This is a genomic window from Pseudomonas sp. DWP3-1-3b3 (genome assembly GCF_049896305.1).
GTDB lineage: Bacteria > Pseudomonadota > Gammaproteobacteria > Pseudomonadales > Pseudomonadaceae > Aquipseudomonas > Aquipseudomonas azotoformans_A.
The window spans coordinates 516,786-543,180 of sequence record NZ_JAFCUA010000001.1; the positions used below are offsets into that span (position 1 = coordinate 516,786).

The window sequence follows — 26,395 nt, forward strand, 5'->3', positions numbered from 1 at the left end:
GGCTGCTCACAGGCGCCCGATTGTTTTTGTTGTCTGGTGCAGTGTTACAGCGTGGCGATGTAGGCAGGCGGTGGATGCAGATCGCAGTTGCGTCCGGCCTTGGCGACCTGGCCGGGCAGTTCGTGTCCCAACAAGGCGGGCAAGCGGCGAGACATGTGCAGTAAGTGCGGCAGGTCGATACCGGTATGAATCCCGACTTCATCACACAGGTTCACCAGGTCTTCGGTGCAGATATTGCCCGACGCCCCCGGCGCAAACGGGCAACCGCCCAAGCCCCCCAGCGCCGCGTCAAAACGCCGGGCGCCGGCTTCATAGGCGGCCAGCACATTGCACAAGCCCAGGCCCCGCGTGTTGTGGAAATGCAGGGTCAGATCGCTGGCGGACACACGCTCCAGCACGCGTTTGACCAGGCGTGCCACCTGACGCGGGTTGGCCATGCCAGTGGTGTCCGCCAGGCTGATGCCCTGGATGCCCAGCGCTTGATACGCCTCGACAATCTGCAACACGCGGTCTTCATCAATCTTGCCTTCGAACGGGCAACCGAAGGTGGTGGCGATGCTGCCGTTGAGCCTTACCGGGTAATCGCGGGCAAAACTGACGATGTCGTCAAACGCCGCCAATGACGCTTCGCAACGCATGCGCATATTGGCCAGGTTGTGGGTCTGGCTGGCAGACATCACCAGGTTCAGTTCATCGGCGCGGGACGCGATGGCACGCTGCGCGCCTTTGAGATTGGGGATCAGCGCCACGTAGATCACCCCCGGCCTGCGCTCGATGCCCTGGAACACTTGCTCGCCATCACGCAACGCCGGAATGGCCTTGGGCGAGACGAACGAACCGGCTTCGATCCGCGAAAAACCGGCGAGGGACAGCTGGTCGACCAGGGCGATCTTGTCGGCCGTCTCGACCCAGGTCGGCTCGATCTGCAGGCCGTCGCGCGGCGACACTTCCTGCACGATCAGTGCGTCTGAATAATCAGCAATCATTGCACCACCCCCGAGGTTTTCAGGCGTTGGATATCGGCGCCGGTGAGACCCAGGCTGCCGAGGATGTCGTCGGTGTGCTGGCCCAACGTCGGGCCCGGCCAGTTCACGCCGCCAGGGGTTTCCGAGAGTTTGGGCACAATGCCGGGCATCTTCACCGATACGCCGCCGGGCAGTTGGGCAGTGAGCAACATGTTGCGTGCCTGGTAGTGCGGGTCGCTGACGATATCGGCCACGGAGTAGATACGCCCGGCCGGTACTTCGGCGGCTTCCAGGGCACTGAGTACCTGCTCGATGGGCAGGCTGCTGGTCCAGTGGGTGATCGCGGCATCGAGCAATCCGCTCTTGGCGGCGCGGCCATCGTTGTGGGCGAACTCAGGCGCGTCAGCCAGGTCGGCGCGGCCGATGGTGGTCATCAGGCGCTTGTAGATCGGGTCGCTGTTGCCGGCGATCACCACATAGGCACCGTCGGCCGTCAGGTAGGTGTTGGACGGCGCAATGCCCGGCAAGGCGCCGCCGCTGCGTTCGCGCACATGGCCAAGCATGTCGTATTCCGGCACCAGGCTTTCCATCAGGTTGAACACACTTTCGGCCAGCGACACATCGACAATCTGCCCATCGCCCTGCCCCGTCTTGACCCGCAGCAGCGACATCAGCGCGCCGATCACACCGTGCAACGACGCCAGGGAATCACCCAGGCTCACGCCCACTCGCGCCGGCGGTGAATCCGGGTTACCCGTGGTGTAGCGAATGCCGCCCATGGCCTCGCCGATCGCACCAAAGCCCGGACGATCGCGGTAAGGGCCGGTCTGGCCATAACCAGAGATACGCACCAGCGTCAGCTTGGGGTTGAGGGCATGCAGCACGTCCCAACCGAGGCCGAGCTTCTCCAGGCCACCGGGCCGCAGGTTTTCGATGAGCACGTCGGCGTCGCCGAGCAGTTGCTTGATCAGGTCCAGGCCTTCCGGCGACTTGAGGTCCAGCGCCAGCGACTTCTTGTTGCGCGATTGCAGGTACCACCACAGCGACGTGCCTTCATGCAGCTTTCGCCATTTGCGAAGCGGATCGCCCTGGCCCATGGCTTCGATCTTGATCACCTCGGCGCCAAACTCGGCCATCAGCCGGGCGGCGAACGGCGCGGCAATCAGGGTGCCGATCTCGATCACCTTGATACCGCTCAGGGGAGCCGTCATGGGGTGTACCTCTTATTCTTGGAATGTGATGCCAAGACTAGAGGCCAGGTGCAGGAGAAATCCAACCGTCAGTTGGCAAGGAGCGTTCGCTAAACGCGAACACTCAGATAATCGAACAGCAACCGACTGACCGGCGACAACTGCGCCTCATCACGCACCACCAAAATCAAGCTGCGATCCGACCAGTCATCCGTCAGCGGCACGGCATGCAAACCCAGTGCACGACCAAACAGTTCATAGGCTTTCTGCGGCAGGATACCGATGCCCATGTTCGCCTGGACCATCCGGCACATCGCATCGAACCCCGGCACATGAATGCGCAGGCGCAACATCCTGCCCGCCTCGCGCGCGGCGGCGTGGGTGCGCATGTTGATGGAGCTGGCGGCGTGCAGGCCCACGTAATCACTGTCCAGGGTCTCGACAAACGCCAGGGTTTTGCGCGCCGCCAACGGGTGATCCGCCGGCATCAGCACCACCAGTTTGTCGTGGCGATAGGTCACGCTGGGCAGGCCTTTGGTGTCGGTGTCACTGGAGCAGATGCCCAGGTCCGCCACGCCGTCCAGCACGCCTTGCACCACGCCATTGCTGGGGCGCTCTTCCAGGTCGGTTTTCACTTCGGGATGCCGCTCGGAAAAATCCCGCAAGTCTTCCGGAAGGAACTGAATGATTGCCGACAGGTTGGCCAGCATCCGCACGTAGCCCCGTACGCCGTGGCTGTGCTCACCCAGCTCCAAGCCCATTTTCTCGACGTTGAACAGCATTTGCCGCGCATGGTGCAACAGGGTTTCGCCAGCGGCCGTCAGGTCCATGCCCTTGGCCCGCCGCACGAACAGGTTGACGCCCAGCACCTGCTCCAACTCCATCAAGCGCTTGCTGGCGGCCGACACGGCAATGGCTTCACGGTTGGCGGCGCGGGTCAGCGTGCCTTCCTCAAACACCGCAACGAACAGCTGCAGCGTGATCAGGTCCAGCCGCCGCACCAGGCTCTTGTGCAGCATCAGCGACGCTCGCTGGCCAGCAGATTGATCTCGGCCTGCTCCACCACCGGCTGCGGCGCGCCTTGGCTCGCGGCCTGCAACATCGCCCGGCCCACCGTCTCGGTGCTCACCACCCAACCCGGTTTCAGCCGTCGCACAAACGTCAACAGGGGGCCAAGCACCGAATAGAAGGATTGGTAAAGCGGCGTCTTCGAACGCACGCCATGCAAGGGTTGGATGACGCCCGGACGGAACAGGTACACCGCCTTGAACGGCAGGCGCAGCAACGCGTTCTCGGTCTTGCCCTTGACCCGCGCCCACATCGACTTGCCCGCCTCGGAGCTGTCGGTACCGGCGCCGGACACATAGATAAACGTCATCTGCGGATTGAGCCGCGCCAAGGTGCTGGCGGCGACCAGGGTGAGGTCATAGGTGAGGTGGGTGTACTTGACTTCATTCATCCCCGCCGACGAAACGCCGAGGCAGAAAAAACACGCATCAAAGCCTTGCAACAGGTTTTCCAGCGGCTGGAAATCCAGCATGTCGCTGTGCAACACCTGATGCAGCTTGCCGTGTTCCTGGGTCAGGGCCGTGCGGCCGACCGCGACCACTTCCTGCACGTCGGCGGCCAACAGGCACTCTCGCAGCACGCCCTGGCCGACCATGCCGGTGGCGCCGAATAACAGAACTCTCATGGGTTGGTTCCTTGGTTACAAACGATTAGCCGCACGTTAGAGACAAACACACTATCAGCTTGTAGCTTACCGCTGAAAAAGGAAAAGTCGGCCCTTGAACAATACCACCACCCTTGCCCTGGCCTGCAGCGCCGCCTTCCTCGCCCAGGTCGGCATCAGCAGTTACCTGCCTGCCGTCCCGGCCATTGCCCACGCCCTCCCCGCCGCCGAAGACCATGTTGCCCTGGCCCTGGCGATTTACTTGGTCGGCATGGCTTTACCGATGTTGCTATGGGGCAGCCTGGGTGAGCGTTTTGGGCGCAAGCCCGTGCTGCTGGCTGCACTCACCGTGTATGCGCTGGCCAGTGCAGCAATCCCCTTGGCGTTCAACGTTGAAACCTTCCTGTCATTGCGGCTGGTTCAAGGCTTGGGCGCTGGCGGTGTTTCGGTGATGGCGCGGGTATTGGTGCGCGACAGTTTCAGGGGTGCGCTGTTGGCGAAGGGTTTGTCGTGGCTGGGCATGACCTTCGTGGTGGCCTTGGGTATCGGGCAGTTCGCCGGTTCATTGTTGCAGGTGGCGTTCGGCTGGGAGGCGATCTTCTATGGGTTGGCGATTGGCGCGGTTGGGTTGATGCTGGTGCTGCACCGCGTAACGTTCCCGACGCTGGTGAAAGTCGACTCACGGGTCCGCGCCTGGCGCATCTACGCCACGATCGTTCGGCATCCGCCGTTTCTGCACGCCGCCTTGGCCGGTGGTTTGGGTTACGGGGTGATCATCGCGTTCAACACCTGCGCGCCGCTGATCCTGCAGGGCCGTTTCGAGTGGAGCGCGGCGCAATATGGTTGGCTGGGCTGGCCGATCAGCGCGGCGTATCTCGCGGGGGCGTTGATGGTTAATCGCTTCGTTGCTCGCAGGGGTCGGCTGAGGATGATGGGCTGGGGCGTCACCCTGGTATTGCTGGGAACGGCGGTGATGCTGCTCGGCAGTCTGTTCGCCAGCGGGCTCGCCATGTTGCTGTGGCTGCCATATTGCCTGGCGGTGTTCGGGCAATCGATGAGTTATCCGATCAGCCTGTCCGTGGCCAATGATGAAGCGCCGGTGAGCGGGTCCTACGCCATGGCCCTGAGCGGATTCATGCATCAGCTGATGGCCGCGTTGATCGGCGGTGTGGCGAGCCTGCTGGTGAGTCAGCAGGCGTGGCCGTTGGCGGTTTTATGCCTGGTGTTGGCGGGCGCTGCATGCGTGTGCGTCGCCCGCTGCCACGCAGATCAGAAGGCGCTGCGAAAGATCTCCTCGATCTGACGCTGATCCGCCCGCCGTGGGTTGGTCAGCCCGCAGGCATCCTTCAGCGCGTTGGTCGCGAGCAAGGGGATGTCCTGCAACTTGGCGCCCAGCTCGCGCAGTCCGGCCGGGATCTCGACATCGTGGGCCAGGCTGCGAATCGCGGCGATGGCGGCCTGGGCGCCTTCTTCATCGGTGACGCCCTTGACGTCGGCACCCAACGCACGGCCTACGTCGCTCAGGCGTTTGGCGCTGACGCTGGCGTTGAAGCTTTGCACATGGGGCAGCAACACCGCGTTGCAGACGCCGTGGGGCAGGTCGTAGAAACCTCCCAATTGGTGCGCCATGGCGTGCACAAAACCCAGGGATGCGTTGTTGAAGGCCATGCCGGCGAGGAATTGTGCATAGGCCATGTTCTCCCGCGCGGCCATGTCGCTGCCATCGCGCACCGCCAAGCGCAGGTTGGCGCTGATCAGTTCGATGGCCTTGATGGCACAGGCGTCGGTAATCGGGTTGGCGGCGGTGGACACGTAGGCTTCGATGGCGTGGGTGAGCGCGTCCATGCCGGTGGCGGCAGTGAGGCCCTTGGGCATGCCAACCATCAGCGCCGGGTCATTGACCGACAGCAGCGGCGTGACGTTGCGGTCGACGATGGCCATTTTCACGTGGCGGGTTTCGTCGGTGATGATGCAGAAACGGGTCATCTCGCTGGCGGTGCCGGCGGTGGTGTTGATAGCCACCAGCGGCAGTTGCGGTTTGGCGGACTGGTCGACGCCTTCGTAGTCGCCGATATGCCCGCCGTTGGTGGCGCACAGTGCAATGCCCTTGGCGCAGTCATGGGGCGATCCACCGCCCAGGGACACCACGAAATCGCAGGCGCTTTCCTGCAACAGCGCCAGACCTTTCTCGACGTTTTCCACATTCGGGTTGGGCTTGGCGCCGTCGTAGATCACCGAGTCGATGTCCTGCATCGCCAGTTTCTCGGCGATCATGCTCGCCACACCGGCCTTGGCCAGGCCGGCGTCGGTGACGATCAGCGCCTTGCGAAAGCCGTAGTTGCGAATGGCTTTCATGGCTTCGTCGAGGCAGTCGATGCCCATGATGTTGACGGCGGGGATGAAGAAGGTGCTGCTCATGGTCAATCCTCAGAGGCTTTATGCCTACAGCATCAACCTGCGCCAGCCTCCGTATCTTGATCAGGATCAACGCCGAGCCGTGATAAAGTCTCCGTCCAGCCGATTTCGAGTAGACCCGCCGCAATGAAGGATTTCCAGGATATTGACGCCCACCTTGAAGACTGGAGCGCACTGCGCAGCAGCACGGACTTCAGCGGGATTCTGATCGGCAATGGCGCGAGCCGTGCCATTTGGGAAGACTTCGCCTACGACTCGCTGTTCGAAAACGCCCGCACCGTTGAGGAAAAACCCCTCAGCCAATCCGAACTCAGCGTGTTCGACGCCCTGCAAACCCGCAGTTTCGAGCAAGCCCTGGGCGCGTTGAAGACCACCAGCCGGGTCAACAAGGCCCTGGCGGTCAGCTCGGCGGCGCCGCGCAATCGTTATTACGCGATCAAGGAAGCCTTGATCAATACCATCCATGCCGTGCACATCCCGTGGCGCCTGGTGCAGCCGTCGACGCTGGCGACGATCAACGCTGAGCTGAAGCAATACTCGACGGTGTTCACCAGCAACTACGACCTGCTCAACTACTGGGCCATCCTGCACGCGCCGGGCATCGACGACCTGTTCCGCAGCGCCGACGCCAGCTTCGACCTGCGCAATGCCCGCACCGACGCCACGCGCATCCTCTACCTGCACGGCGGCCTGCACCTGGTGCGCAACCTGGATGGTACTGCGCGCAAACTGCCGACCACCGACAGCACCTTGCTCAGCAGCTTTGCGATCAACAACACGATCAAGACCCTCGATGATGTGCCGCTGTTTGTCAGCGAGGGCAAGGTTGAGGAGAAGCTCAAGACAATCCGAAGCTCGGATTACCTGTCATTCTGCTATGAGCAGTTGCTCAGCCACGAAGGTGCGTTGTGCATCTTTGGCCATGACCTGGGAGCGCAGGATAAACACTTGGTGGATGCGATTCGCCAGGCCAACGTGACGACGCTGGCGATCTCGGTGTCGGGGCGCAGTGAGGGGTTTATCCGCCAGCAGAAGCGGCGGTATTCGCAGTTGTTCGATGGGACGGGTGTAGAACTGAAGTTCTTTGCGGCGCGCACGCATCCATTGGGTCATCCTGCCCTGTCCGTCCCTGTCGAACGCTGATCACGCTTCGCTGCTGTGCACCACCACCAATAGCTGTGCCTGCACCGGCCCCACCGAGCGCAATCGATGGGGCTTCTGCGCATTGAAGTGCAGCGCATCGCCGCGTTCCAGGATCACCCGTTCGTTCATGAAATCCACCTCCACCTGGCCTTCATGCACAAACAGGAATTCTTCTCCCACATGCTCCTTGAAGGTCTTGTCGGTGAACTCCGCTGGCGGGTAGATGATGAACGGTAGCAGGCTGCGTTCGCTGACCTGATGGGCCAGCACCGCATAGCCCGGTGACGTATCCGGCCGCTCATGGCTGCGCACCAGGCTGTAGCTGTCGAGGCTGACGCTGTCTTCGCTGAACAGTTCTTCGACCTTCACGTTCAGCGCCTTGGCCAGTTTCAGCGCGGCGGCAATCGACGGCGTGTTGAGCCCGCGCTCGACCTTGGACAGGTAACTCTTGGTCATCCCGGACTTTTCGGCCAGGACATCCAAGGTCACGCCAAGTTTTTTTCTCAATAATTTCAAACGGATAGACATGCGCTGCGATTAATCCATGCAGTAAGCGATGAGCTGTGCTTGCCAATGACACAAAGTGTCATATAGCATCGTTAGTGTCATTTGCAGCCACCGAGGGCACCCGATATGGCCAAGACATTAGCACTCCCAAAAGACCAACTGGTCAAGCAAGCACTGGTCCAGATGCAAAACACCCTGGCGGATAATACGTGGACCGTCCGGCAAAAGCTGGCGCTCACGTGTCGCATCCTGTTCGAAAACGGCCACGACTCCGGCCTGGCCGGGCAGATCACTGCGCGCGGGCCGGAGCAAGGCACCTATTACACTCAGCAATTGGGCCTGGGTTTTGATGAGATCACGGCCAGCAACCTGTTGTTGGTGAACGAGGACCTTGAAGTACTGGAAGGCCACGGCATCCCCAACCCGGCCAACCGTTTTCACAGTTGGGTGTACCGTGGGCGGCCGGATGTGAACTGCATCATCCACACTCACCCCACCCACATCGCCGCGCTGTCGATGCTGGAAGTGCCGCTGCAGGTGTCCCATATGGACCTCTGCCCGCTGTACGAAGACTGTGCCTTCCTGGAGGCCTGGCCAGGTGTGCCGGTGGGCAATGAGGAAGGGGAAATCATCACCACGGCACTGGGTGACAAACGCGCGATCCTGCTCTCGCACCATGGCCAGTTGTCCACCGGGGCGAGCGTCGAGGAAGCCTGCGTGATCGCGCAGTTGATCGAGCGCGCGGCCAAATTGCAGTTGCTGGCGATGGCGGCTGGCACCATCAAGCCGATCCTGCCGGAACTGGGGCGCGAGGCCCATGACTGGATCTCCCGGCCCAAGCGCCACGGCGCCGCGTTCAACTACTACGCCCGGCAGAACCTGCGTCAACACGCCGATTGCCTGAACTGACTTGCCCTTTTTCGACCGGAGACTTCCCATGTCCAGCCCTAACATTCACGGCATCATCGGCTACACCATCACCCCGTTCAGCGCCGACGGCCAACGCATTGACCTCGACGCCCTGGGCCGCTCCATCGACCGCCTGATCGACGGCGGCGTACACGCCATCGCGCCACTGGGCAGCACCGGTGAAGGTGCGTACTTGAGCGACGCCGAGTGGGACGAAGTCAGCGCCTACAGCCTGGCCAAAATCGCCCGGCGCGTGCCGACCATCGTCAGCGTGTCCGACCTCACCACCGCCAAAGCCGTACGCCGCGCCCGCTACGCCGAGGCCAATGGCGCCGATGTGGTGATGGTGCTGCCGACCTCCTACTGGAAACTCAGCGAAGCGGAAATCATCGCGCACTACGCGGCGATCGGCGACAGCATCGGCGTGCCGATCATGCTCTACAACAACCCGGCCACCAGCGGCACGGACATGTCGGTGGACCTGATCCTGCGCATCATCAAGCAGGTGGCCAACGTGACCATGGTCAAGGAAAGCACCGGGGACATCCAGCGCATGCACCAACTGCATCGCCACAGCGACGTGCCGTTCTATAACGGCTGCAACCCGCTGGCGCTGGAAGCCTTTGCGGCGGGCGCCAAGGGTTGGTGCACCGCGGCACCGAACCTGATCCCACAACTCAACCTAGCGCTGTATGAGGCGGTGTTGGCCAATGACCTGACCCAGGCGCGGGAGCTGTTTTACCGCCAGTTGCCGTTGCTGGACTTCATCCTCAAGGGTGGGTTGCCGGCGACGATCAAGGCCGGGTTGCGGTTGACCGGCTTGGAAGCGGGTGACCCGCGTATGCCGGTGTTCCCACTGGGCGAAACCGGGATTGAACAGTTGGGAAAACTGCTGACAACCGTCTGAAAAAGGCGACAGGAGCCGGATATCCGGCTCCGACAAAATAAACGAGACAAATGACAATGGTTCTCGATACCATTCACGACTTTCTCCACGTCGTGCTTCGTCAAGAAGGATATCCATGTCTCGTCCCAAGCCCGACCCGTTGTCGGCCGATGCCTTTCGCGGGTTCTATACAGACATCCTGTATTTCCTGCGCAAGCGCACCGACAACGCCAGCGACGCGGCGGACATGACCCAGGATGTCTTCACCCAGTGGCTGGACTACCGCGACCGGGCCAAGGTCGAGCAGCCACGGGCGTTTCTGTTCCAGATGGCGCGCAACCTGCTGCGTGATCACTGGCGCAAACAGAAGGTACGGCACACCGCCCACTCCGATCAGGCCGAAATGGACGCCGAGCCGGTCACCGACGAGCAAAACGATCCCATGGCCGCCGTGCAGCGCTTGCAACGCCTGGAACAGTTGAAAGAAGTCCTCGCCGAACTCTCGCCCCGCAGGCGAGAAGCCCTTATGCTGCACCGCTTCGAAGGCTTGAGCCAGGCGCAGATCGCCGAGCGCATGGGCATTTCGACCAGCATGGTGGAAAAGCACATCGCTTTTGCCCTGCTGCATTGCAAGCGACGCCTTCAACACGAACCCGGCACGGAGCAGCCAGAATGAACCGCCTGAGCGACACCGACGTGCTCGACATCGAAGACAGCGACGCCATCGATGCCCAAGCCGCCAGCTGGTTTGCCCGCAACCGCAATAATGACGCGGGGCGTGCCGACCGCAAGGCCTTCGCCGCCTGGCAAGCCGAGCCCGCACACGCCCGCGCCTATGCCGAATTCGAGCAACTGTGGGCAGACCTGGCCCAGTTGCAGCAACTGAACAAACCCGTGGCATTGCCCAAGCGCAAACCGTCGGCATGGCGCCCTGCCCTGGCCGTGGCCGCCGCCCTGTTATGCGCAATCATGGCCACGCCTATCGGCGCACCCCGCGAGCTGTATCACACCCAGGTCGCAGCCCACGCCAAAGGCACGCGCACCCTCAACCTGCCCGATGGCAGCACCTTGTATGTGAATGCCAACACCCGCGTGCGCGTGGATTTCACCGCGCACCAACGCATCGTGCACCTGGACAAGGGCCAGCTGTACCTCGAAGTGGCCGCCGACAAGGAACGACCGCTGTTCGTGCAAGCCGGCGAGGCCAATGTACGCGTGGTCGGCACCGGCTTCGATGTGCGCCGCAGCCAGCAGCAACTGGTGGTCAGCGTCGCCCATGGGCAGGTCGCATTCGAGCCGGACGCCAAAAGCCCGGTCACCCTGCTGGGCGCCCAGCAACGTGCGATCTTCAGCTACGCCAAAGGCACGTTGCAGCAGCAGACCCTCACCGCCGAGGAGGTCGCCGACTGGCGCAGCGGCCACCTGTCGTTTCGCAACCGCGAGTTGGCGAGCCTGATCGATGAGCTGAGCCTGTATCGCCCACAGGCACCACTGCAAGTCAGCAACGCCGTGGCGCACTTGAAGGTCTCGGGCAATCTGGATGTGAATGATCCCGACGCCCTGCTCAACGCCCTGCCTGCCCTGCTGCCGGTGAAAACCGTGGCGTCGGCCGATGGCATCGTAAGGATCGAACCAAGCAAATAACCCTGCAAAGTTCTTATTTGAGAATATTTTGCATTCGCAGGTGTGGTTTTTTCGCGCAGCCCCGTCTTCCCCCGGTCTGCGTTTGATACGCACACCTTTTCGGCCATTTGGCCACACCGGGGGATTTCATGTTTCGCGCGCCTTGCCACGCTTCGCACCTGTTTCTTCGACCGACGCTCATCGCTAGCTGTTTGGTATTCAGCCTCAGTGCCCAGGCCGAATCGCTCACGCTGCAACTGCCTGCGCAGTCGCTGGCCACGTCCCTGAGCCAGGTGGCGCAACAGGCGAAAATCCAGCTGCTGTTCGATGAAGAACTGTTCAAGAACGTACAGGCGCCGGCGCTCAACGGCGACTTCACGCCGGAAGTGGCGATTCGTACCCTGCTGAAAAACGGCGAGTTCACCCTGATCAAGGTCGGCAGCACCTACGTCGTGCGCCCCGATGAGGGCAAGACCACTAACAGCGGCGTGATCCAGTTGGACGCCCTGAGCGTGATTGGCACCGGTACCGAGGTCAACTCCAGCACCGTGGGCCGTTCAACCCTGAGCCAGGAAGACATCGACCGTTACCAGTCCAATAACATCCCCAGCCTGTTGCAGACCCTCCCCGGCATCAGCCAGGGCGGCTCGCTGAAACCTGGCGGCCAGACCATCAATATTCGCGGTTTCGGCGACGCCGAAGACGTGCTGATGACCGTCGATGGCGCTACCAAGAGTGGCTTTGAGCGCTATCAGCAAGGCACGGTGTTCATTGAGCCCGAACTGATCAAAAACATCGAGGTGGAGAAAGGCCCCAACTCGCCGTTCACCGGCAACGGCGGGTTTGGCGGTACGGTCAACATGACCACCAAGGATGCCCCCGACCTGCTCAAGGACGGTCGCAACAGTGGCGCGATGCTCAAATACGGTTACTCCAGCAACGACCATGAGCAGGTCTACAGCAGCGCCGTGTACGGGCGTACCGACGATGGCCGTTTCGATGCACTGGCCTATTTGACTCAACGCGATGGCGACGACATGAAGGTCGCCGCCAAACTGCCCAACGAGAACAATCAGTACCCGATCAACCCCCAGCGTCTGCCGAACTCCGCGCAGAATGTCGACGGCAAGCTGTTCAAGGTCAACGCCCACTTCACCGAAGAGCACGCTGTTGGCTTGTCCTACTCGCGTTCACACAGCGACCGCTGGACACCGTTCTCGGCGGCCAGCTACCCGACGCCGCCCACCCAGGCCAACATTGACCGCTATGGCTACGAAGCGGCGTTGAAGCGGTTTCTGGCCCATCGCGACACGGTCGACACCACGTGGTCGGGCAAATACGAATACACACCGCTGGACAACCCGCTGGTGGACCTGACCGTCAAATACTCCCAGTCCAACACCGACCAGACCGACGAACGCGACGCCACGGCGTTTTTCCAACTGGCCACCGGCGGACGCAAAATGGACACCGCCTACACCGACAAGAACCTCGATGTACGCAACGTCAGTCTGTTTGACACCGGTCCGCTGCAACATGCCGTCACCGTGGGCGGGCAAATCCGCAAGCACATCCGCGAAACTGAAATGTGGATGCCGGGCACCACCTACAACACCCCGCGTTACAACTACGGGCATTTCCAACCGGGCTTCATGCCCCACGGCAAGGTCGATACCAACAGTTTCTTCGTGCAGGATGCGGTGACCCTGGGTGATGTCACCATCACCCCATCGATGCGCTACGACCACGTGCGCAACCGCGGCGAAGCCAACGATGCGCCGTACTACAGCAACCCCGATCCGTCCTTCGGCCACGATTACAGCGACCGCACCTACACCGGCTGGTCGCCGCGCCTGGCGGTGTTCTGGACCGTCAACCCGCACCTCGGCCTGTTCGCCAACTGGAGCAAGACCTGGCGCGCGCCGGTGATCGACGAACAGTACGAAGTCCAAGGCCTAGGCAGCCGCACCGCCACTAGCGTTGACCTAGACCCGGAACGCATCACCTCGATCAGCGTGGGCACGGTCAGCAGCTTCGACAACCTGATCGCCCACGACGACAACCTGCAACTACGCACCACCTTCTTTCACAACAAAGTCGAAGACGAAATCTTCAAGGCCACCGGCGTCGGTTGCCAGAACCAGGCCATCAACGGCGGCACCATTTCCACCGCTTGCCCGCCGGGCGCCATGTCCAACTATCGCAACATCGGCGGCCTGACCATCAAGGGCTTCGAACTCGAATCCTTCTACAACTCCACCTACCTGTTCGGTTCGGTGTCCTTCGCCTATGCCAAGGGTGACCATGAAGGCGCCTACACCAACCCCTGGGGCCCGGATGTGGCGGCACGGGATATTCCGCCGACCAAATGGGTACTGGTGCTCGGCACCAACATTCCGGCCTGGGATGCCCAAGTGGGCTGGACCGGTCAGTTCATCGGCGCGACCTCGCGTTTGCCCAGCGACAAATATTCCGGCGGCCCCGGCAGCAGCGTGGGCGACCTGTTCTACGACCAGTACGGCAACAAGCGCTATAACACCCAGGGCCTGTTCGCCAAATGGAAACCACAGCAGGCCTACCTGAAAGGCACCGAAGTGAACTTCACGGTGGACAACCTGTTCAACGAGAACTTCCGTCCGGCCCTGAGCGGCGACCGTGCCTACACCAAGGGCCGTGATGCCAAGATCAGCATCACCCGCTTCTTCTGAAAAACTGTACGGATAAATCCGCACCCAGCTGTAGGCCCGCAATCAGCGGGGGATGTGGCTAGATGGGCTTCCCTTGAAGCCCTCTAGATTTCGGTTCTACCTCATGAGCTCGCGCGAAAACACCGGCATGGCCCTCGGCCTGCTGGGCGTCATCATCTTCAGCCTGACCCTGCCCTTCACCCGCATCGTGGTGCAGGAAATCCACCCGTTGCTCAACGGCCTGGGCCGCGCGTTGTTCGCGGCGATCCCCGCGGCGGCGCTGTTGCTGTGGCGCCGCGAACGCTGGCCGACTTGGCGCCAGGTGCGCGGGCTGTGCCTGGTGATCGCGGGCGTGATCCTGGGTTTCCCGGTGCTGTCGGCCTGGGCCATGCAGACCTTGCCAGCGTCCCATGGCGCGCTGGTCAACGGCCTGCAACCGCTGTGCGTGGCGCTGTACGCGGCGTGGCTGTCCCATGAGCGGCCGTCGAAAGCCTTCTGGGCCTGTGCGGCGCTGGGCAGTGGCCTGGTGTTGAGCTACGCGTTGATCACCGGCGCCGGCAGTATCCAGGCCGGTGATTTGCTGATGCTCGGTGCAATCGCGGTGGGCGGCCTGGGTTATGCCGAAGGCGGCCGATTGGCCAAGGAGATGGGCGGCTGGCAGGTGATCTGCTGGGCGCTGGTGCTGTCGACGCCCGTGCTGATCGGGCCGGTGTGGTACCTGGCGGCTCAGCATCAAGGGGCGATTTCCATGCGCGCCTGGTGGGCGTTTGGCTACGTGTCGCTGTTCTCGCAGTTCCTGGGGTTCTTCGCCTGGTACGCCGGGTTGGCCATGGGCGGGATTGCGCGGGTCAGCCAGATCCAGCTGTTGCAGATCTTCTTCACCATCGCGTTTTCGGCGCTGTTCTTTGGCGAACACATCGAGCCAATCACCTGGCTGTTTGCCTGTGGAGTGATCGTGACGGTGATGCTGGGGCGCAAGACGGCGGTGCAGCCTGCGCCCGTGGCTGTGGCCGATCAGGCCAGGTAGCCATCCGCGCGCAGCAGGGTTTCCAGGCAATGTTCGGTGATGTGGTAGAACGCTTTAAGCGCCTGGATTTTCTCCAGCAACTGCACGTTGTCCAACGGCTCGGCGCGCTTGACCGCCAGAATCATCTTGTTCTTGTTGGTGTGTTCCAACGAGATGAACTCAAACACCTTGGTCTCATACCCACAGGCTTCGAGGAACAGCGCACGCAAGCTGTCGGTGACCATTTCCGCCTGTTGGCCCAGGTGCAGGCCGTATTGCAGCATCGGCTTGAGCAGCAGTGGGCTCTGGATCTGCAGGCGAATCTGCTTGTGGCAGCACGGCGAGCACATGATGATCGACGCGCCGGAACGGATGCCGGTGTGGATCGCGTAGTCAGTAGCAATGTCGCAGGCATGCAGGGCGATCATCACGTCCAGTTCGCTGGGCGCCACACTGCGTACATCGCCGCACTTGAACACCAGCCCCGGATGCTCCAGGCGGGCGGCCGCTGAGTTGCACAGGGTCACCATGTCTTCGCGCAGCTCGACGCCGGTCACTTCGCCCTCGGCCTTGAGGGTGTTGCGCAGGTAGTCGTGAATCGCGAACGTCAGGTAGCCCTTGCCGGAGCCGAAGTCAGCGACACGCACCGGCTGGTCCAGCTTCAAGGGTGATGAAGTCAGCGCATGGCTGAACACTTCGATGAACTTGTTGATCTGCTTCCACTTGCGCGACATCGACGGGATCAGCGCCTGTTTGGCGTCGGTCACGCCGAGGTCGGCGAGGAATGGCCGGCTCAGGTCGAGGAAGCGGTTTTTCTCGCGGTTATGCTCGGCCGAGGGCGCTTCACGCAGTTGCTGCGGCTTGCTTTTGAACAGCGAGCTTTTGTTCTTCTTGCTGTATTCCAGCTGGGCTTCGTCAGTCAGCGACAGCAGGTGCGCGTTCTTGAACTGCGCCGGCAGCAACGCGGCAATCGCTGCCACACCTTCGGCCTGCGGGAAGTTCTTGGTGATGTCGCGGGTCTTGTAGCGGTAGACGAAGGACAGGCACGCCTGCTCCTTGACCGTGACCGGCTTGATGATCAGTCGCTGCAACTCGGCTTCCTCACCGACATACTTGGCCAGCACCAGCTTGATAAAGGCGTTTTGCGCGAGGCTTGCGCTGAGCAGTTCGATGAATTGGGCGTGATGATCCGGCGCAGGGCGGGCAGGTTGAGCGGTGACAGACATGAACAAAAACGCCTCGGGCAGGGAATGCCGGGCATTTTAGGGGGGATAGCCCGCCAGGGCACGGAGTTATTTGACCAGCGGTACGCCTTACTCCAGCACCACCAATCGATTGGGCAGTTCATTGCGGGTCTGCGTCACCGGCACATGCACCTTCAACAACTCGCCGCAGGCTTCGATGCAGTCGATAAACCCCGCCAACGTCTGCCCCTGTTTCACCTGCTGGGTAAACGCCTTGACGATCACATCCCAACTGCCGTCATCCAGCCGTTTGGAAATGCCGTCATCCACCAGAATCTCCACGTACCGCTCCGCCTCGCTGACAAAAATCAGCACGCCGGTGCTGCCCAGGGTGTGGTGCAGGTTCTGCTCCAGGAACTGCCGCCGCGCCAGGTTGGACGCACGCCAGTGGCGCACCGAACGGGGGATCAACCGCGTGGTCACCTTGGGCAAACGGAACACCAGGCACAACACGATGAATGTCGCCCATTGCGCCAACAACAAGGTGTACATGGTCAGGTAACCCGACAAGTAATGCACCACGCCGGGCACCACCAACGCGATCAGGCTGGCCCATAACAGCGGGATATAGGCGTAGTCGTCGGCGCGGGCGGCCAGCACGGTCACCAGCTCCGCGTCGGTGGTTTTCTCGACGCGGGCGATCGCTTCCGCGACTTGGCGCTGCTCGTGTTCAGTCAGTAATGCCATGGTTGTGCTTGCTCTCTCATTATTATCATCACCAGCCGCCTGAAGCCCCGCCGCCGCCGAAGCCGCCACCGCCGCCCCGAAAACCACCGCCGCCTCCCCCGCCGCCACCGCCACGGCCGCTGCTGCTGAGAATCGCCAGCAAGATAGCGCCCACCGGCAGCCCCATGCGATTGCACAGCCACAACACGCCGATCAGCAGGATAAACAGGCCAATGGAAAACCCGGGATTATCCTTGGCAAAGTTGGCATCCGCCACATGCGCCGGCACGGCCAGTGGCTCGCCGCCCACCACCTGCACCATCGCGGCCACGCCGTCGCTGATGCCTTTGCTGAAGTTGCCGGCCTTGAACGCCGGCGCAATCACCTGGTTGATGATCACCCACGACTGCGCATCGGTGAGCACACCTTCCAGGCCATAGCCGACTTCGATGCGCAATTTGCGCTCATCGCGGGCGACGATCAACAGCGCACCGTTGTCCTTGCCCTTCTGGCCGATCCCCCACGCGCGGCCCAATTGATAACCGAAATCTTCAATGGGCACGCCCTGCAGGTCAGGTACGGTGACCACCACGATCTGGTCGCCGGAGGTCTGCTCCAGCGCCTGCAACTGCTGCGTCAGTTGCTGGCGCGTGGCCGGGTCGATCATCTGGGCGTTGTCCACCACCCGCCCAGTCAGCGCCGGGAAGGTCAGCGCTGCCTGGGCCGCACCGACGCAGGCCAACAGCCACAACGCCAGGCCTATCCGTAATAAACGCATCGACACCTCAGTGCAGCCTTATTTGAACTTCACTTGCGGCGCTTTATCGGCATCGGCACTGGTGGCTTCAAACGTGGCGCGGATCGGCAAGTCGCTGTACATCACGCTGTGCCACAGACGGCCAGGGAAAGTGCGGATCTCAGTGTTGTAGGCCTGCACCGCCTGGATAAAGTCGCGGCGAGCCACGGCGATACGGTTCTCAGTGCCTTCAAGCTGGGATTGCAGGGCCAGGAAGTTCTGGTTGGCCTTCAGGTCCGGGTAGCGCTCAGACACCACCATCAAGCGGCTGAGTGCGCCGCTCAAGCCATCTTGGGCCTGCTGGAACTGCTTGAGTTTTTCCGGGTTGTCGAGGGTGCTCGCATCCACCTGGATCGAGGTGGCCTTGGCCCGCGCTTCAATCACGGCGGTGAGGGTATCTTGCTCATGGGCGGCGTAGCCCTTGACCACTTCCACCAGGTTGGGGATCAGGTCGGCGCGGCGTTGGTATTGGTTCTGCACCTGGCCCCAGGCCGCCTTGGCCTGTTCATCCAGTGTGGGAATGTTGTTGATGCCGCAACCGCTCAGCACCGTGCTGATGAATAGCAAAGCTGCGGCTTTCAAGCCCCAGCGGTAACCCTGTGCTGCTTGCATGGTGTTTCTCCTGCCCAATCTTGATGGAATGTTACAACTGACCCTATACACCGCGCGCTTGGGGCATAATCCGCCACCACTGGATTGCATCGAGCCAATCAGCTACAAAGATGCCCAGCGCAAAAAAGAGTTCAGAGTGTGCTGCATTTATCTGAACAACACCCGAACAACAATAGACGCTCCCCACATTTTGGCCGATCAGCGTTATCGCTGTGCAGTGAGCCGAAAAAGGATATTCATGAAGAAGCTGTGTTTGCTCGGCCTTGTTGCCACTCTGGCCAGTCACCCCGTATGGGCAGAAACAAAGCCTGCTGCGCTTAAAGACAAGGACGCCTTTGTCAGCGACCTGCTCAAGCAGATGACCCTCGATGAAAAGATCGGCCAATTGCGCCTGATCAGCATCGGCCCCGAAATGCCCCGCGAATTGATCCGCAAGGAAATCGCCGCCGGCCGCATCGGTGGCACCTTCAACTCCATCACCCGCCCGGAAAACCGTCCGATGCAGGACGCGGCCATGCGCAGCCGCCTGAAGATCCCGATGTTCTTCGCCTACGACGTGATCCACGGCCACCGCACGATTTTCCCGATCAGCCTGGCCCTGGCCTCCAGCTGGGACATGGACGCCATCGGCCGCTCCGGGCGCATCGCCGCCCAGGAAGCCGCCGCCGACAGCCTCGACATCACCTTTGCGCCGATGGTCGACATCTCTCGCGACCCACGCTGGGGCCGCACCTCCGAAGGCTTCGGTGAAGACACCTACCTGGTCTCACGCATCGCCGAAGTGATGGTCAAGGCGTTCCAGGGCGTAAGCCCCGCGAATGCCGACAGCATCATGGCCAGCGTCAAGCACTTCGCCCTGTACGGCGCAGTGGAAGGCGGCCGCGACTACAACGTGGTCGACATGAGCCCGGTCAAGATGTACCAGGACTACCTGCCGCCGTACCACGCGGCGATCAAGGCCGGTTCCGGCGGCGTGATGGTGGCGCTGAACTCGATCAACGGCGTGCCCGCCACCGCCAACACCTGGCTGATGAACGACCTGCTGCGCAAGGACTGGGGCTTCAAGGGCCTGGCCGTGAGCGACCACGGCGCGATCTTCGAGCTGATCAAGCATGGCGTGGCCAAGGACGGGCGCGAAGCCGCTAAGCTGGCGATCAAGGCCGGCATCGACATGAGCATGAACGACTCGCTGTACGGCAAGGAATTGCCCGGCCTGCTCAAGTCCGGCGAGATCGAGCAAAGCGACATCGACAACGCCGTGCGCGAAGTGCTCGGCGCCAAGTACGACATGGGCTTGTTCAAAGACCCGTACCTGCGCATCGGCAAGGCCGAGGATGACCCGGCCGACACCTACGCCGAAAGCCGCCTGCATCGCGCCGAAGCCCGCGACATCGCCCGCCGCAGCCTGGTGCTGCTGAAAAACCAGAACAACACGCTGCCGCTGAAGAAATCCGCGACCATCGCCCTGGTCGGCCCGCTGGCCAAGGCGCCGATCGACATGATGGGCAGTTGGGCTGCCGCCGGTAAGCCGGAACAATCGGTCACCCTGCTCGACGGCTTGAACGCGGTGATCGGCGAGAAAGGCAAGATCATCTACGCCCGTGGCGCCAACATCACCAACGACAAGGCCGTGGTCGACTACCTGAACTTCCTCAACTTCGATGCGCCGGAAGTGGTGGATGACACCCGCCCAGCCCAGGTGATGATCGACGAGGCCGTCAAGGCCGCCAAGGATGCCGATGTGGTGGTGGCTGCCGTGGGCGAGTCCCGTGGCATGTCTCATGAATCCTCAAGCCGCACCGACCTGAACATCCCGCAAAGCCAGCGCGACCTGATCAAGGCCTTGAAAGCCACCGGCAAGCCGCTGGTGTTGGTGCTGATGAATGGCCGCCCATTGTCGATTTTGGAAGAGAACCAACAGGCCGACGCGATCCTGGAAACCTGGTTCGCCGGCACCGAAGGCGGCAACGCGATTGCCGACGTGCTGTTTGGTGACTACAACCCGTCGGGCAAACTGCCGATCACCTTCCCACGCTCGGTGGGGCAGATTCCGACCTACTACAACCACCTGACCATCGGCCGGCCGTTCACCCCAGGCAAGCCGGGCAACTACACCTCGCAGTACTTCGATGACACCACCGGTCCCCTGTTCCCGTTCGGCTACGGCTTGAGCTACAGCACATTCAGCCTGTCGGACATGGCCTTGTCGTCCACCACCCTGAACAAGACCGGCAAGCTCGACGCCAGTGTCACCGTGACCAACACCGGCAAGGTGGATGGCGAAACGGTTGTGCAGTTGTATATCCAGGACGTAGCCGGCTCGATGATCCGCCCGATCAAGGAGCTGAAGAACTTCCAGAAGGTCATGCTCAAGGCGGGTGAAGAGCGCACGTTGCACTTCACCATCACCGAGGAAGACTTGAAGTTCTACAACACCCAGCTCAAGTTCGCCGCGGAACCGGGTGAGTTCAATGTGCAGATCGGGTTGGATTCCCAGGATGTGCAGCAGCAGACGTTCGAACTGCTGTAAAGCCTGACGCGGTCAAAAAATGTGGGAGCGGGCTTGCTCGCGAAAGCGGTAGATCAGTCAACTATTCAGTGGCTGACACTGCGCCTTCGCGAGCAAGCACGCTCCCACATTTAGATCGAGTTGACTTAACTAGCCGCGTCTATCCAGCAAATTCACCACCAACCGATCAATCCACCCCCACACCCGCTGCTTCACCCGCCGCCACAGCGGCCTCGACTTCCACGTTTCCAGGCTCACGGCCTGGCTCTGCGCGAAATCCCGCTCGAAACTGCCCGCCACCGCCCGCGTCAATTCAGGGTCCAACGCCTCCAGGTTGGCGTCCAGGTTGAAGCGCAGGTTCCAGTGGTCGAAATTGCACGAGCCCACGCTGACCCAGTCATCCACCAGCACCATTTTCAGGTGCAGGAAACACGGTTGGTATTCAAAGATCTGCACGCCCGAACGCAGCAAGCGCGGGTAATAACGGTGGCCGGCATAGCGCACGGACGGGTGATCGGTGCGCGGGCCGGTGAGCAGCAAACGCACGTCTACGCCACGCCCTGCGGCCCGACGTAACGCACGGCGTACGCCCCAGGTGGGCAAAAAATACGGGGTCGCCAACCAGATCCGCTGTTTGCCGCTGTTCAGCGCACGGATCAGCGATTGCAGAATATCCCGGTGTTGTCGGGCGTCGGCGTAGGCGACGCGGCCTAGCCCCGGCCCGGTGGCCGGCATCCTGGGCAAGCGTGGCAAGCCGAAATGGGTGGCGGGTTTCCAGGCGCGGCGCGCGTTGTTGGCGTGCCATTGGCGGTCGAACAGGGCCTGCCAGTCCTGCACCAACGGGCCGCTGATCTGCACCATGACTTCATGCCAGTCGGCGCTGTCATCGCCCGGCGTCCAGAATTCATCGGTCACGCCGGTGCCGCCGACAAAGGCGATGCTCTGGTCGATCAATAACAGTTTGCGATGATCGCGGTACAGATTGCGCATCCAACGGCGCCAGCTCAGGCGATTGTAGAAACGCAGCTCCACACCGGCGTCGGTCAGGCGTTTGCGCAGCCCGAGGGTAAACGCCAGGCTGCCGTAATCATCGAACAGGCAGCGCACGTGCACGCCACGTTCGGCGGCGAGCACCAACGCCTGCACCATGGCTTCGGCACAGCTCCCGGCTTCCACCAGGTACAACTCCAGCTCGACTTGCCGCTCGGCGCGGGCAATGTCCACCAGCATCTGCGGGAAGAAATTCGGCCCGTCGATCAGCAATTCGAAACGGTTGGCGCTGCGCCAAGGGAACACCGCGCCGCTCATGTCAGCGCGCCGTGAAGATCAGCACCGCACCCACCGGCACCGATAGACTGATCGACTTGAGCCCCGCCGCTTTGCGCAACGCCGCCACACCCGGCGCCAGGTCAAAGTCCTCGGCATGCATCACCAGCGGTTCCAGGGTCACCACCTGGAAGCGTCGGTCATCCAAGCGCGTGGCCAACAGCTCGGCGTTGTAGGTTTGGGTCTTGCCGTGCAGGGTCACGGACAACGGCAGGCGCAATTCCAGTTGCGCGCCAGGGGCCAAATCGTTGATCGGCTGCAGGTTGATCTGCGCGTTGATCAACGCATCGGGAAAGGTCTTGATCTCGAACAACTGGTTGCGCATGCGCTCGTCGCGCAGCGGGACGCCGCTGTTGACCGACTCCAGCTCCACCTCCAGTTGCGCCGCGCCCTTGCTGTCGACCTTGCCGTGCAACACCAGGAAGCGCTGCACTTCAGCGATTTCGGTGTTCTTGGTGGTGACGAAGGACAGACGCGAGGACTCGTTATCCAGGTACCAGTCGGCATGGGCAGGCACAGCGGCGGCGGCCAACAGCGCCAAGGCCAGGGGTTTGATCACAGAAGCGTTGAACATTGAAGACTCATGGGGCGAAAAACCTGAACGAACCTTAACCGGATCGCGAGGGTTACGCCAATGCGCGCTGCACTTCGCGCACCGTCTCTTCCAGGCTGGCCATGTGCAGGTTCAACACCCGCTCCACCGGCGCCTGATGCATCGGCCAATGCAACGCCATGCTGCCGACCAGGCGACCGTTGGCGCGCACCGGCAGGGCCACGGCGCGAATCAGAAACGGCAGGCGCACCGGATACTCCCAATACCCCTCGGTGCGCTGGCCGAAGCCCTGGTGCTGGGTTTGCTCGCAGGCCTGGTATTGCTCGTCCGCCGCCACCTGGTCGCGCCCCGCCAACCGTTGCACCTCTTCGGCCGGTAACTGGGTCAGGCAGGCCTTGCCCATCGCCGAATGAAACAGGCTGGCGTGCTGGCCGACGATCTGGCAATTGTTGGGGTATAGCTTGCGCAACACGCTGGGGATCGCGCTTTCCATGACTTCCAGGCGCTCGCCATCAAAACAGGATAAATCCACCACCAGCCCAGTGCGCTCGCTGAGTTCCAGCAGCCACGGCGCCGCGCTCTCTACCACCTGGCGTTTGAAGCGTTGCTGGGTGTCACCAAACAGGCGTTGGGCGCGCAGGCGGTAACGGCGATCACTCAGGCCACGATAGACCCAGCCCTGCTCCTGCAACGTCAGCAACATGCGCGACACCGTGGCCTTGGGCAGACGTGTGAGGTAGTGCAACTCCTCCAGCCCCAGGGCCTGGTGCTCGCCCAGCAACTCGACGATTGCCAGTGCGCGCTCGACCGAGCGTACGGTGCCTGTCTCCATGTTCGATCTCCCTGTTGCCGATGGATGATCATTGTTCACAGCAAGATACAGGCCCGGTCGCGGATCAATCCGCCGACGCCAGGCACGTCGGCGGCCGACGCTGCACCCATTGCGTCAGTTGCTCATGAGCATAGGCCAATTGCAGTACCGCGCGATCCGCCTGGGCCGGGCCGATGATCTGCACGCCCATGGGCAGGCCCTGGGGGTTGAACCCCACCGGCACGTTCATGCTCGGCAGCCCGGCCAGGGTCGGGCCGATCACCCCCTCCATCCAGCGGTGATAGGTGTCCATTTCGCGCCCGCCAACAAGGCGTGGCCAGGGCTGTTGTGCATCGAAAGGGAACACTTGGGCAGTCGGCAACAGCAGGAAATCGTAACGTTCGAACAGCTTGGCGAGCGCGCGATACCACTCGCTGCGATCCACCGACGCCTGGTACACCTGCTGGGCCGTCAAACCCAGGCCGCCCTCGACTTCCCATTGCGCTTCGGGCTTGAGCAGTGCGCGTTTCTGCGGGTTGGCGTAGGCCGCGCCGAGGTTGCCGTGCACCAGCCAGTGGCGATGCACCAACCAGCTGCGCCACAGCCGCGCCATGGAAAAGTCCGGCTGGCAGCTTTCCACCGTGCAGCCCAGCGCAGTGAAATCGCCGAGGGCCGATTCGCACAGGCTCAGCACGCCGTCGTCCATCGGCAGATAGCCATTGTAATCCCCCAGCCAGCCCAGGCGCGCGCCCTTGAAATCGCGCTGCAAGGGCTGGCCGAACACCGCCGGATCCTCCTTGGACGACAACGGCACCCGTGGGTCGTAACCCGCCTGGATACTCAACAACCGCGCCACATCCGTGACGCTGCGGCCCATCGGGCCTTCGGTGCCCAATTGCTGCACGAACAGTTCCGGCGTCGGCCCATAAGGCACACGGCCTTGGGACGGACGCAAGCCAAACACGTTGTTGAACGCCGCCGGGTTGCGCAGCGAGCCCATCATGTCGCTGCCGTCAGCCACCGGCAGCATGCGCAGCGCCAGGGCCACCGCCGCCCCGCCGCTGCTGCCGCCCGCGACGAGGCTGGGGTCGTAGGCATTGCCGGTGGTGCCGAACAGCGTGTTGTAGGTCTGCGAACCCAGGCCGAACTCCGGCACGTTAGTCTTGCCGATGATGATCGCGCCACTGGCCCGCACCCGCGCCACGCTGATGGCGTCTTCGCTGGGTACGTGCTCGGCGAACAGCGGCGAACCCAGGGTGGTGCGCAAGCCTTGGGTCGCCGCGAGGTCCTTGATCGCCTGGGGCATGCCGTGCATCCAGCCGCGTGACTGGCCTTGGTCCAGCTCGCGATCACGTTCCCGCGCCTCGGCCAACACGTCATCGGCATCGCGCAGCGACACCAGCGCATTCACCGTCGGATTGAAGCGCTGGATCTGCGCCAGGTAGGCCTGCATCACCTCTTCGCACGACACCTGCCGCGCATGGATCGCCCGCGACAGTTCAGTGGCATCCCAATCAACAATACTCAAGGCTTCACCTCTTTGGAAAACGGCTGCGGTTGCTTGGCCCGCGGCGCCTCATGCATGCAGTAAGTGCCCAGCAGCGTCAGCACGCAAGCGAACAATACATAGAAAGATGGCGCGACGGGCGTGCCCAGCACTTGGGTCAGCCAAGTGACAATCAACGGCGCGAAACCGCCGAACACCATGACCGCCACGTTATAGGCGACCGATACACCGGTCGAGCGAACTTCGATGGGAAACTGCTCAGCCAATGCCGTCGGTGCCGGCCCGAAAAAGCCGCCGATGGCGGTGCACAGCATCACCTGCATCACCAGCAGACGCTCGATGGACGGTGCAGCAGCGACCCACACATACAGCGGATAGACCATCACAAAAAACGCCAAGGTGAACGCCATCAACACCGGCCGCCGCCCCAGGCGATCCGAGAGCAGCCCAGACAGTGGAATCACTACGGTCATCAGTGCCACCGCAAACATCTGCACCATCAGCACTTGATCCAGCGGCAGACCGAGGCTTTTATGGGCGAAGGTCGGCATGTTCACCAGCACCACATAGAACGACACCGTCGCGCCACAGGCCAGGCCCATGGAGACGAGGATGCTGCGCCGATGCTCGCGCACCACCTGCATCAGGCTCGGCGCCGTGCCGGTTGCCTGTTTGCGTGCCTCGATGAATTCCTCTGGATCTTCCATGTGTCGACGAATCCACAGGCCCACCGGACCGATCAACAAACCGAACACGAACGGCAAGCGCCAGCCCCACAGGTCGAGGGTTTGCGGCGAAAAGAAATGCGTGACCGCCGCCACCATCGCCGCGCCGCCGAACACGGCCAGGCATTGCCCCACCAATTGCCAGGAGCCATATAAGCCCTTGCGATGGGCCGGCGCGCTTTCCACCAGGAACGCTGTGGCGCTCGCGTATTCACCGCCGGTGGCAAACCCTTGAAGCATGCGCGCCACCACGATCAACAACGGCGCGCCCATACCGATGGCGGCGTAATTGGGCGCGAACGCGATCAACGCGATGGACACGGTCATCAGCCGGATAATCAACTGCATCGCAGCCTTGCGGCCTTTGCGGTCGGAATAGATCCCCAACAGGATGCCGCCAACCGGACGCATGAAAAAGCCCACGCCGAAAGTGGCCAAGGCCATCAGCAGCGAGGCGTACTCGTCATCTGAAGGAAAAAACTGCCGGGCGATGATGCTCGCCAGAAAGCCGTAAACAATGAAGTCATACCATTCCAGCGCATTGCCGATCACGGCCGCCACCACTTGGCGGGTGCGGGACACACCTGGTTTTGCAGTCTGCATGAGGAACACTCCATTCAACCAAAAGTGGGAAAGGGTCCAG

Annotated in this window: 24 protein-coding genes; 9 read left to right on the forward strand and 15 right to left on the reverse strand. The window is 62.1% G+C overall.

Going from position 1 to position 26,395, the window contains the following annotated elements; genetic code table 11:
* Positions 1–44: 44 nt before the first annotated feature.
* The 4 genes from ACP7BX_RS02640 to ACP7BX_RS02655 form a co-directional block, all read right to left on the reverse strand.
* Positions 45–986: a hydroxymethylglutaryl-CoA lyase gene (locus ACP7BX_RS02640; protein WP_314525755.1), complete on the reverse strand. Its 942-nt coding sequence runs from the start codon at positions 984–986 to the stop codon at positions 45–47.
* A complete protein-coding gene (locus ACP7BX_RS02645; RefSeq protein ID WP_426129664.1) occupies positions 983–2,176 on the reverse strand; it encodes a CaiB/BaiF CoA transferase family protein in 1,194 nt (397 codons plus the stop codon). Before ACP7BX_RS02645 ends, ACP7BX_RS02640 begins: the two co-directional genes overlap by 4 nt.
* 89 nt (positions 2,177–2,265) lie before the next feature.
* Positions 2,266–3,174: a LysR substrate-binding domain-containing protein gene (locus ACP7BX_RS02650; RefSeq protein WP_426129666.1), complete on the reverse strand. Its 909-nt coding sequence runs from the start codon at positions 3,172–3,174 to the stop codon at positions 2,266–2,268.
* On the reverse strand, positions 3,174–3,848 hold the full coding sequence (locus ACP7BX_RS02655) for an NAD(P)H-binding protein (RefSeq protein ID WP_426129668.1): 675 nt from the start codon (positions 3,846–3,848) through the stop codon (positions 3,174–3,176). The genes ACP7BX_RS02650 and ACP7BX_RS02655 overlap by 1 nt, the downstream gene beginning before the upstream one ends.
* 94 nt (positions 3,849–3,942) lie before the next feature.
* On the opposite strand from ACP7BX_RS02655, the gene ACP7BX_RS02660 reads away from it, so the two are divergent.
* Positions 3,943–5,130, forward strand: a complete 1,188-nt coding sequence (locus ACP7BX_RS02660) for an MFS transporter (RefSeq protein WP_426129670.1) — start codon at positions 3,943–3,945, stop codon at positions 5,128–5,130.
* Here ACP7BX_RS02660 and yiaY read toward each other — a convergent pair.
* The gene (gene yiaY / locus ACP7BX_RS02665) at positions 5,097–6,245 is read right to left on the reverse strand and encodes an L-threonine dehydrogenase (protein ID WP_426129672.1); all 1,149 of its coding nucleotides are present in this window, start codon (positions 6,243–6,245) and stop codon (positions 5,097–5,099) included. The genes ACP7BX_RS02660 and yiaY overlap by 34 nt on opposite strands.
* Positions 6,246–6,368: 123 nt before the next feature.
* Here yiaY and ACP7BX_RS02670 point away from each other — a divergent pair, with 123 nt between their 5' ends.
* Positions 6,369–7,385: a DUF4917 family protein gene (locus ACP7BX_RS02670; protein WP_426129674.1), complete on the forward strand. Its 1,017-nt coding sequence runs from the start codon at positions 6,369–6,371 to the stop codon at positions 7,383–7,385.
* Here the strand turns inward: ACP7BX_RS02670 and ACP7BX_RS02675 are convergent, their stop codons facing one another.
* Positions 7,386–7,913 (reverse strand): helix-turn-helix domain-containing protein, encoded by a 528-nt coding sequence (locus ACP7BX_RS02675; protein WP_033902693.1) that lies wholly within the window; start codon positions 7,911–7,913, stop codon positions 7,386–7,388.
* Between the two features lie 105 nt (positions 7,914–8,018).
* Here ACP7BX_RS02675 and ACP7BX_RS02680 point away from each other — a divergent pair, with 105 nt between their 5' ends.
* The 6 genes from ACP7BX_RS02680 (at position 8,019) to ACP7BX_RS02705 (ending at position 15,024) form a co-directional block, all read left to right on the forward strand.
* Entirely contained in the window at positions 8,019–8,801 is a 783-nt protein-coding gene (locus ACP7BX_RS02680) for an aldolase (RefSeq protein WP_033902694.1), read from the forward strand.
* A 28-nt stretch (positions 8,802–8,829) separates the two neighbouring features.
* Positions 8,830–9,708, forward strand: coding sequence for a dihydrodipicolinate synthase family protein (locus ACP7BX_RS02685; protein WP_426129677.1), 879 nt, complete (start codon positions 8,830–8,832; stop codon positions 9,706–9,708).
* 115 nt (positions 9,709–9,823) lie between these two features.
* The gene (locus ACP7BX_RS02690; RefSeq protein WP_314525734.1) at positions 9,824–10,363 is read left to right on the forward strand and encodes an RNA polymerase sigma factor; all 540 of its coding nucleotides are present in this window, start codon (positions 9,824–9,826) and stop codon (positions 10,361–10,363) included.
* Entirely contained in the window at positions 10,360–11,331 is a 972-nt protein-coding gene (locus ACP7BX_RS02695) for a FecR family protein (RefSeq protein ID WP_269133129.1), read from the forward strand. Before ACP7BX_RS02690 ends, ACP7BX_RS02695 begins: the two co-directional genes overlap by 4 nt.
* 128 nt (positions 11,332–11,459) lie before the next feature.
* Complete coding sequence (locus tag ACP7BX_RS02700) at positions 11,460–14,018, forward strand: TonB-dependent hemoglobin/transferrin/lactoferrin family receptor (protein WP_426129679.1); 2,559 nt, start codon at positions 11,460–11,462, stop codon at positions 14,016–14,018.
* Between the two features lie 103 nt (positions 14,019–14,121).
* Positions 14,122–15,024 carry a DMT family transporter gene (locus tag ACP7BX_RS02705; protein ID WP_033902699.1) on the forward strand — a complete coding sequence of 301 codons (903 nt, stop codon included), beginning with the start codon at positions 14,122–14,124 and terminating at the stop codon, positions 15,022–15,024.
* On the opposite strand, the gene ACP7BX_RS02710 is transcribed toward ACP7BX_RS02705, so the two are convergent.
* The 4 genes from ACP7BX_RS02710 to ACP7BX_RS02725 form a co-directional block, all read right to left on the reverse strand.
* On the reverse strand, positions 15,012–16,229 hold the full coding sequence (locus tag ACP7BX_RS02710; RefSeq protein WP_426129682.1) for a class I SAM-dependent methyltransferase: 1,218 nt from the start codon (positions 16,227–16,229) through the stop codon (positions 15,012–15,014). The two genes, ACP7BX_RS02705 and ACP7BX_RS02710, sit on opposite strands and share 13 nt — an antisense overlap.
* A gap of 87 nt (positions 16,230–16,316) precedes the next feature.
* Positions 16,317–16,934 carry a TPM domain-containing protein gene (locus ACP7BX_RS02715; protein ID WP_033902701.1) on the reverse strand — a complete coding sequence of 206 codons (618 nt, stop codon included), beginning with the start codon at positions 16,932–16,934 and terminating at the stop codon, positions 16,317–16,319.
* A gap of 28 nt (positions 16,935–16,962) precedes the next feature.
* Positions 16,963–17,691 (reverse strand): TPM domain-containing protein, encoded by a 729-nt coding sequence (locus ACP7BX_RS02720; protein WP_426129684.1) that lies wholly within the window; start codon positions 17,689–17,691, stop codon positions 16,963–16,965.
* A gap of 18 nt (positions 17,692–17,709) precedes the next feature.
* The gene (locus ACP7BX_RS02725) at positions 17,710–18,321 is read right to left on the reverse strand and encodes a LemA family protein (protein WP_314525716.1); all 612 of its coding nucleotides are present in this window, start codon (positions 18,319–18,321) and stop codon (positions 17,710–17,712) included.
* 238 nt (positions 18,322–18,559) lie between these two features.
* Between ACP7BX_RS02725 and bglX the strand changes: the two genes are divergently transcribed.
* Positions 18,560–20,851, forward strand: a complete 2,292-nt coding sequence (bglX, locus tag ACP7BX_RS02730) for a beta-glucosidase BglX (protein ID WP_426129686.1) — start codon at positions 18,560–18,562, stop codon at positions 20,849–20,851.
* A 129-nt stretch (positions 20,852–20,980) separates the two neighbouring features.
* On the opposite strand, the gene ACP7BX_RS02735 is transcribed toward bglX, so the two are convergent.
* The 5 genes from ACP7BX_RS02735 to ACP7BX_RS02755 form a co-directional block, all read right to left on the reverse strand.
* Positions 20,981–22,138: a phospholipase D-like domain-containing protein gene (locus tag ACP7BX_RS02735; protein WP_426129688.1), complete on the reverse strand. Its 1,158-nt coding sequence runs from the start codon at positions 22,136–22,138 to the stop codon at positions 20,981–20,983.
* A gap of 1 nt (position 22,139) precedes the next feature.
* Positions 22,140–22,730 carry a YceI family protein gene (locus ACP7BX_RS02740; RefSeq protein WP_426129690.1) on the reverse strand — a complete coding sequence of 197 codons (591 nt, stop codon included), beginning with the start codon at positions 22,728–22,730 and terminating at the stop codon, positions 22,140–22,142.
* 52 nt (positions 22,731–22,782) lie between these two features.
* The gene (locus tag ACP7BX_RS02745) at positions 22,783–23,541 is read right to left on the reverse strand and encodes an IclR family transcriptional regulator (RefSeq protein WP_071496842.1); all 759 of its coding nucleotides are present in this window, start codon (positions 23,539–23,541) and stop codon (positions 22,783–22,785) included.
* Positions 23,542–23,605: 64 nt separating this feature from the next.
* Positions 23,606–25,048, reverse strand: coding sequence for an amidase (locus ACP7BX_RS02750; protein WP_426129692.1), 1,443 nt, complete (start codon positions 25,046–25,048; stop codon positions 23,606–23,608).
* The gene (locus tag ACP7BX_RS02755) at positions 25,045–26,355 is read right to left on the reverse strand and encodes a citrate-proton symporter (RefSeq protein ID WP_426129694.1); all 1,311 of its coding nucleotides are present in this window, start codon (positions 26,353–26,355) and stop codon (positions 25,045–25,047) included. Before ACP7BX_RS02755 ends, ACP7BX_RS02750 begins: the two co-directional genes overlap by 4 nt.
* Positions 26,356–26,395: the final 40 nt, after the last annotated feature.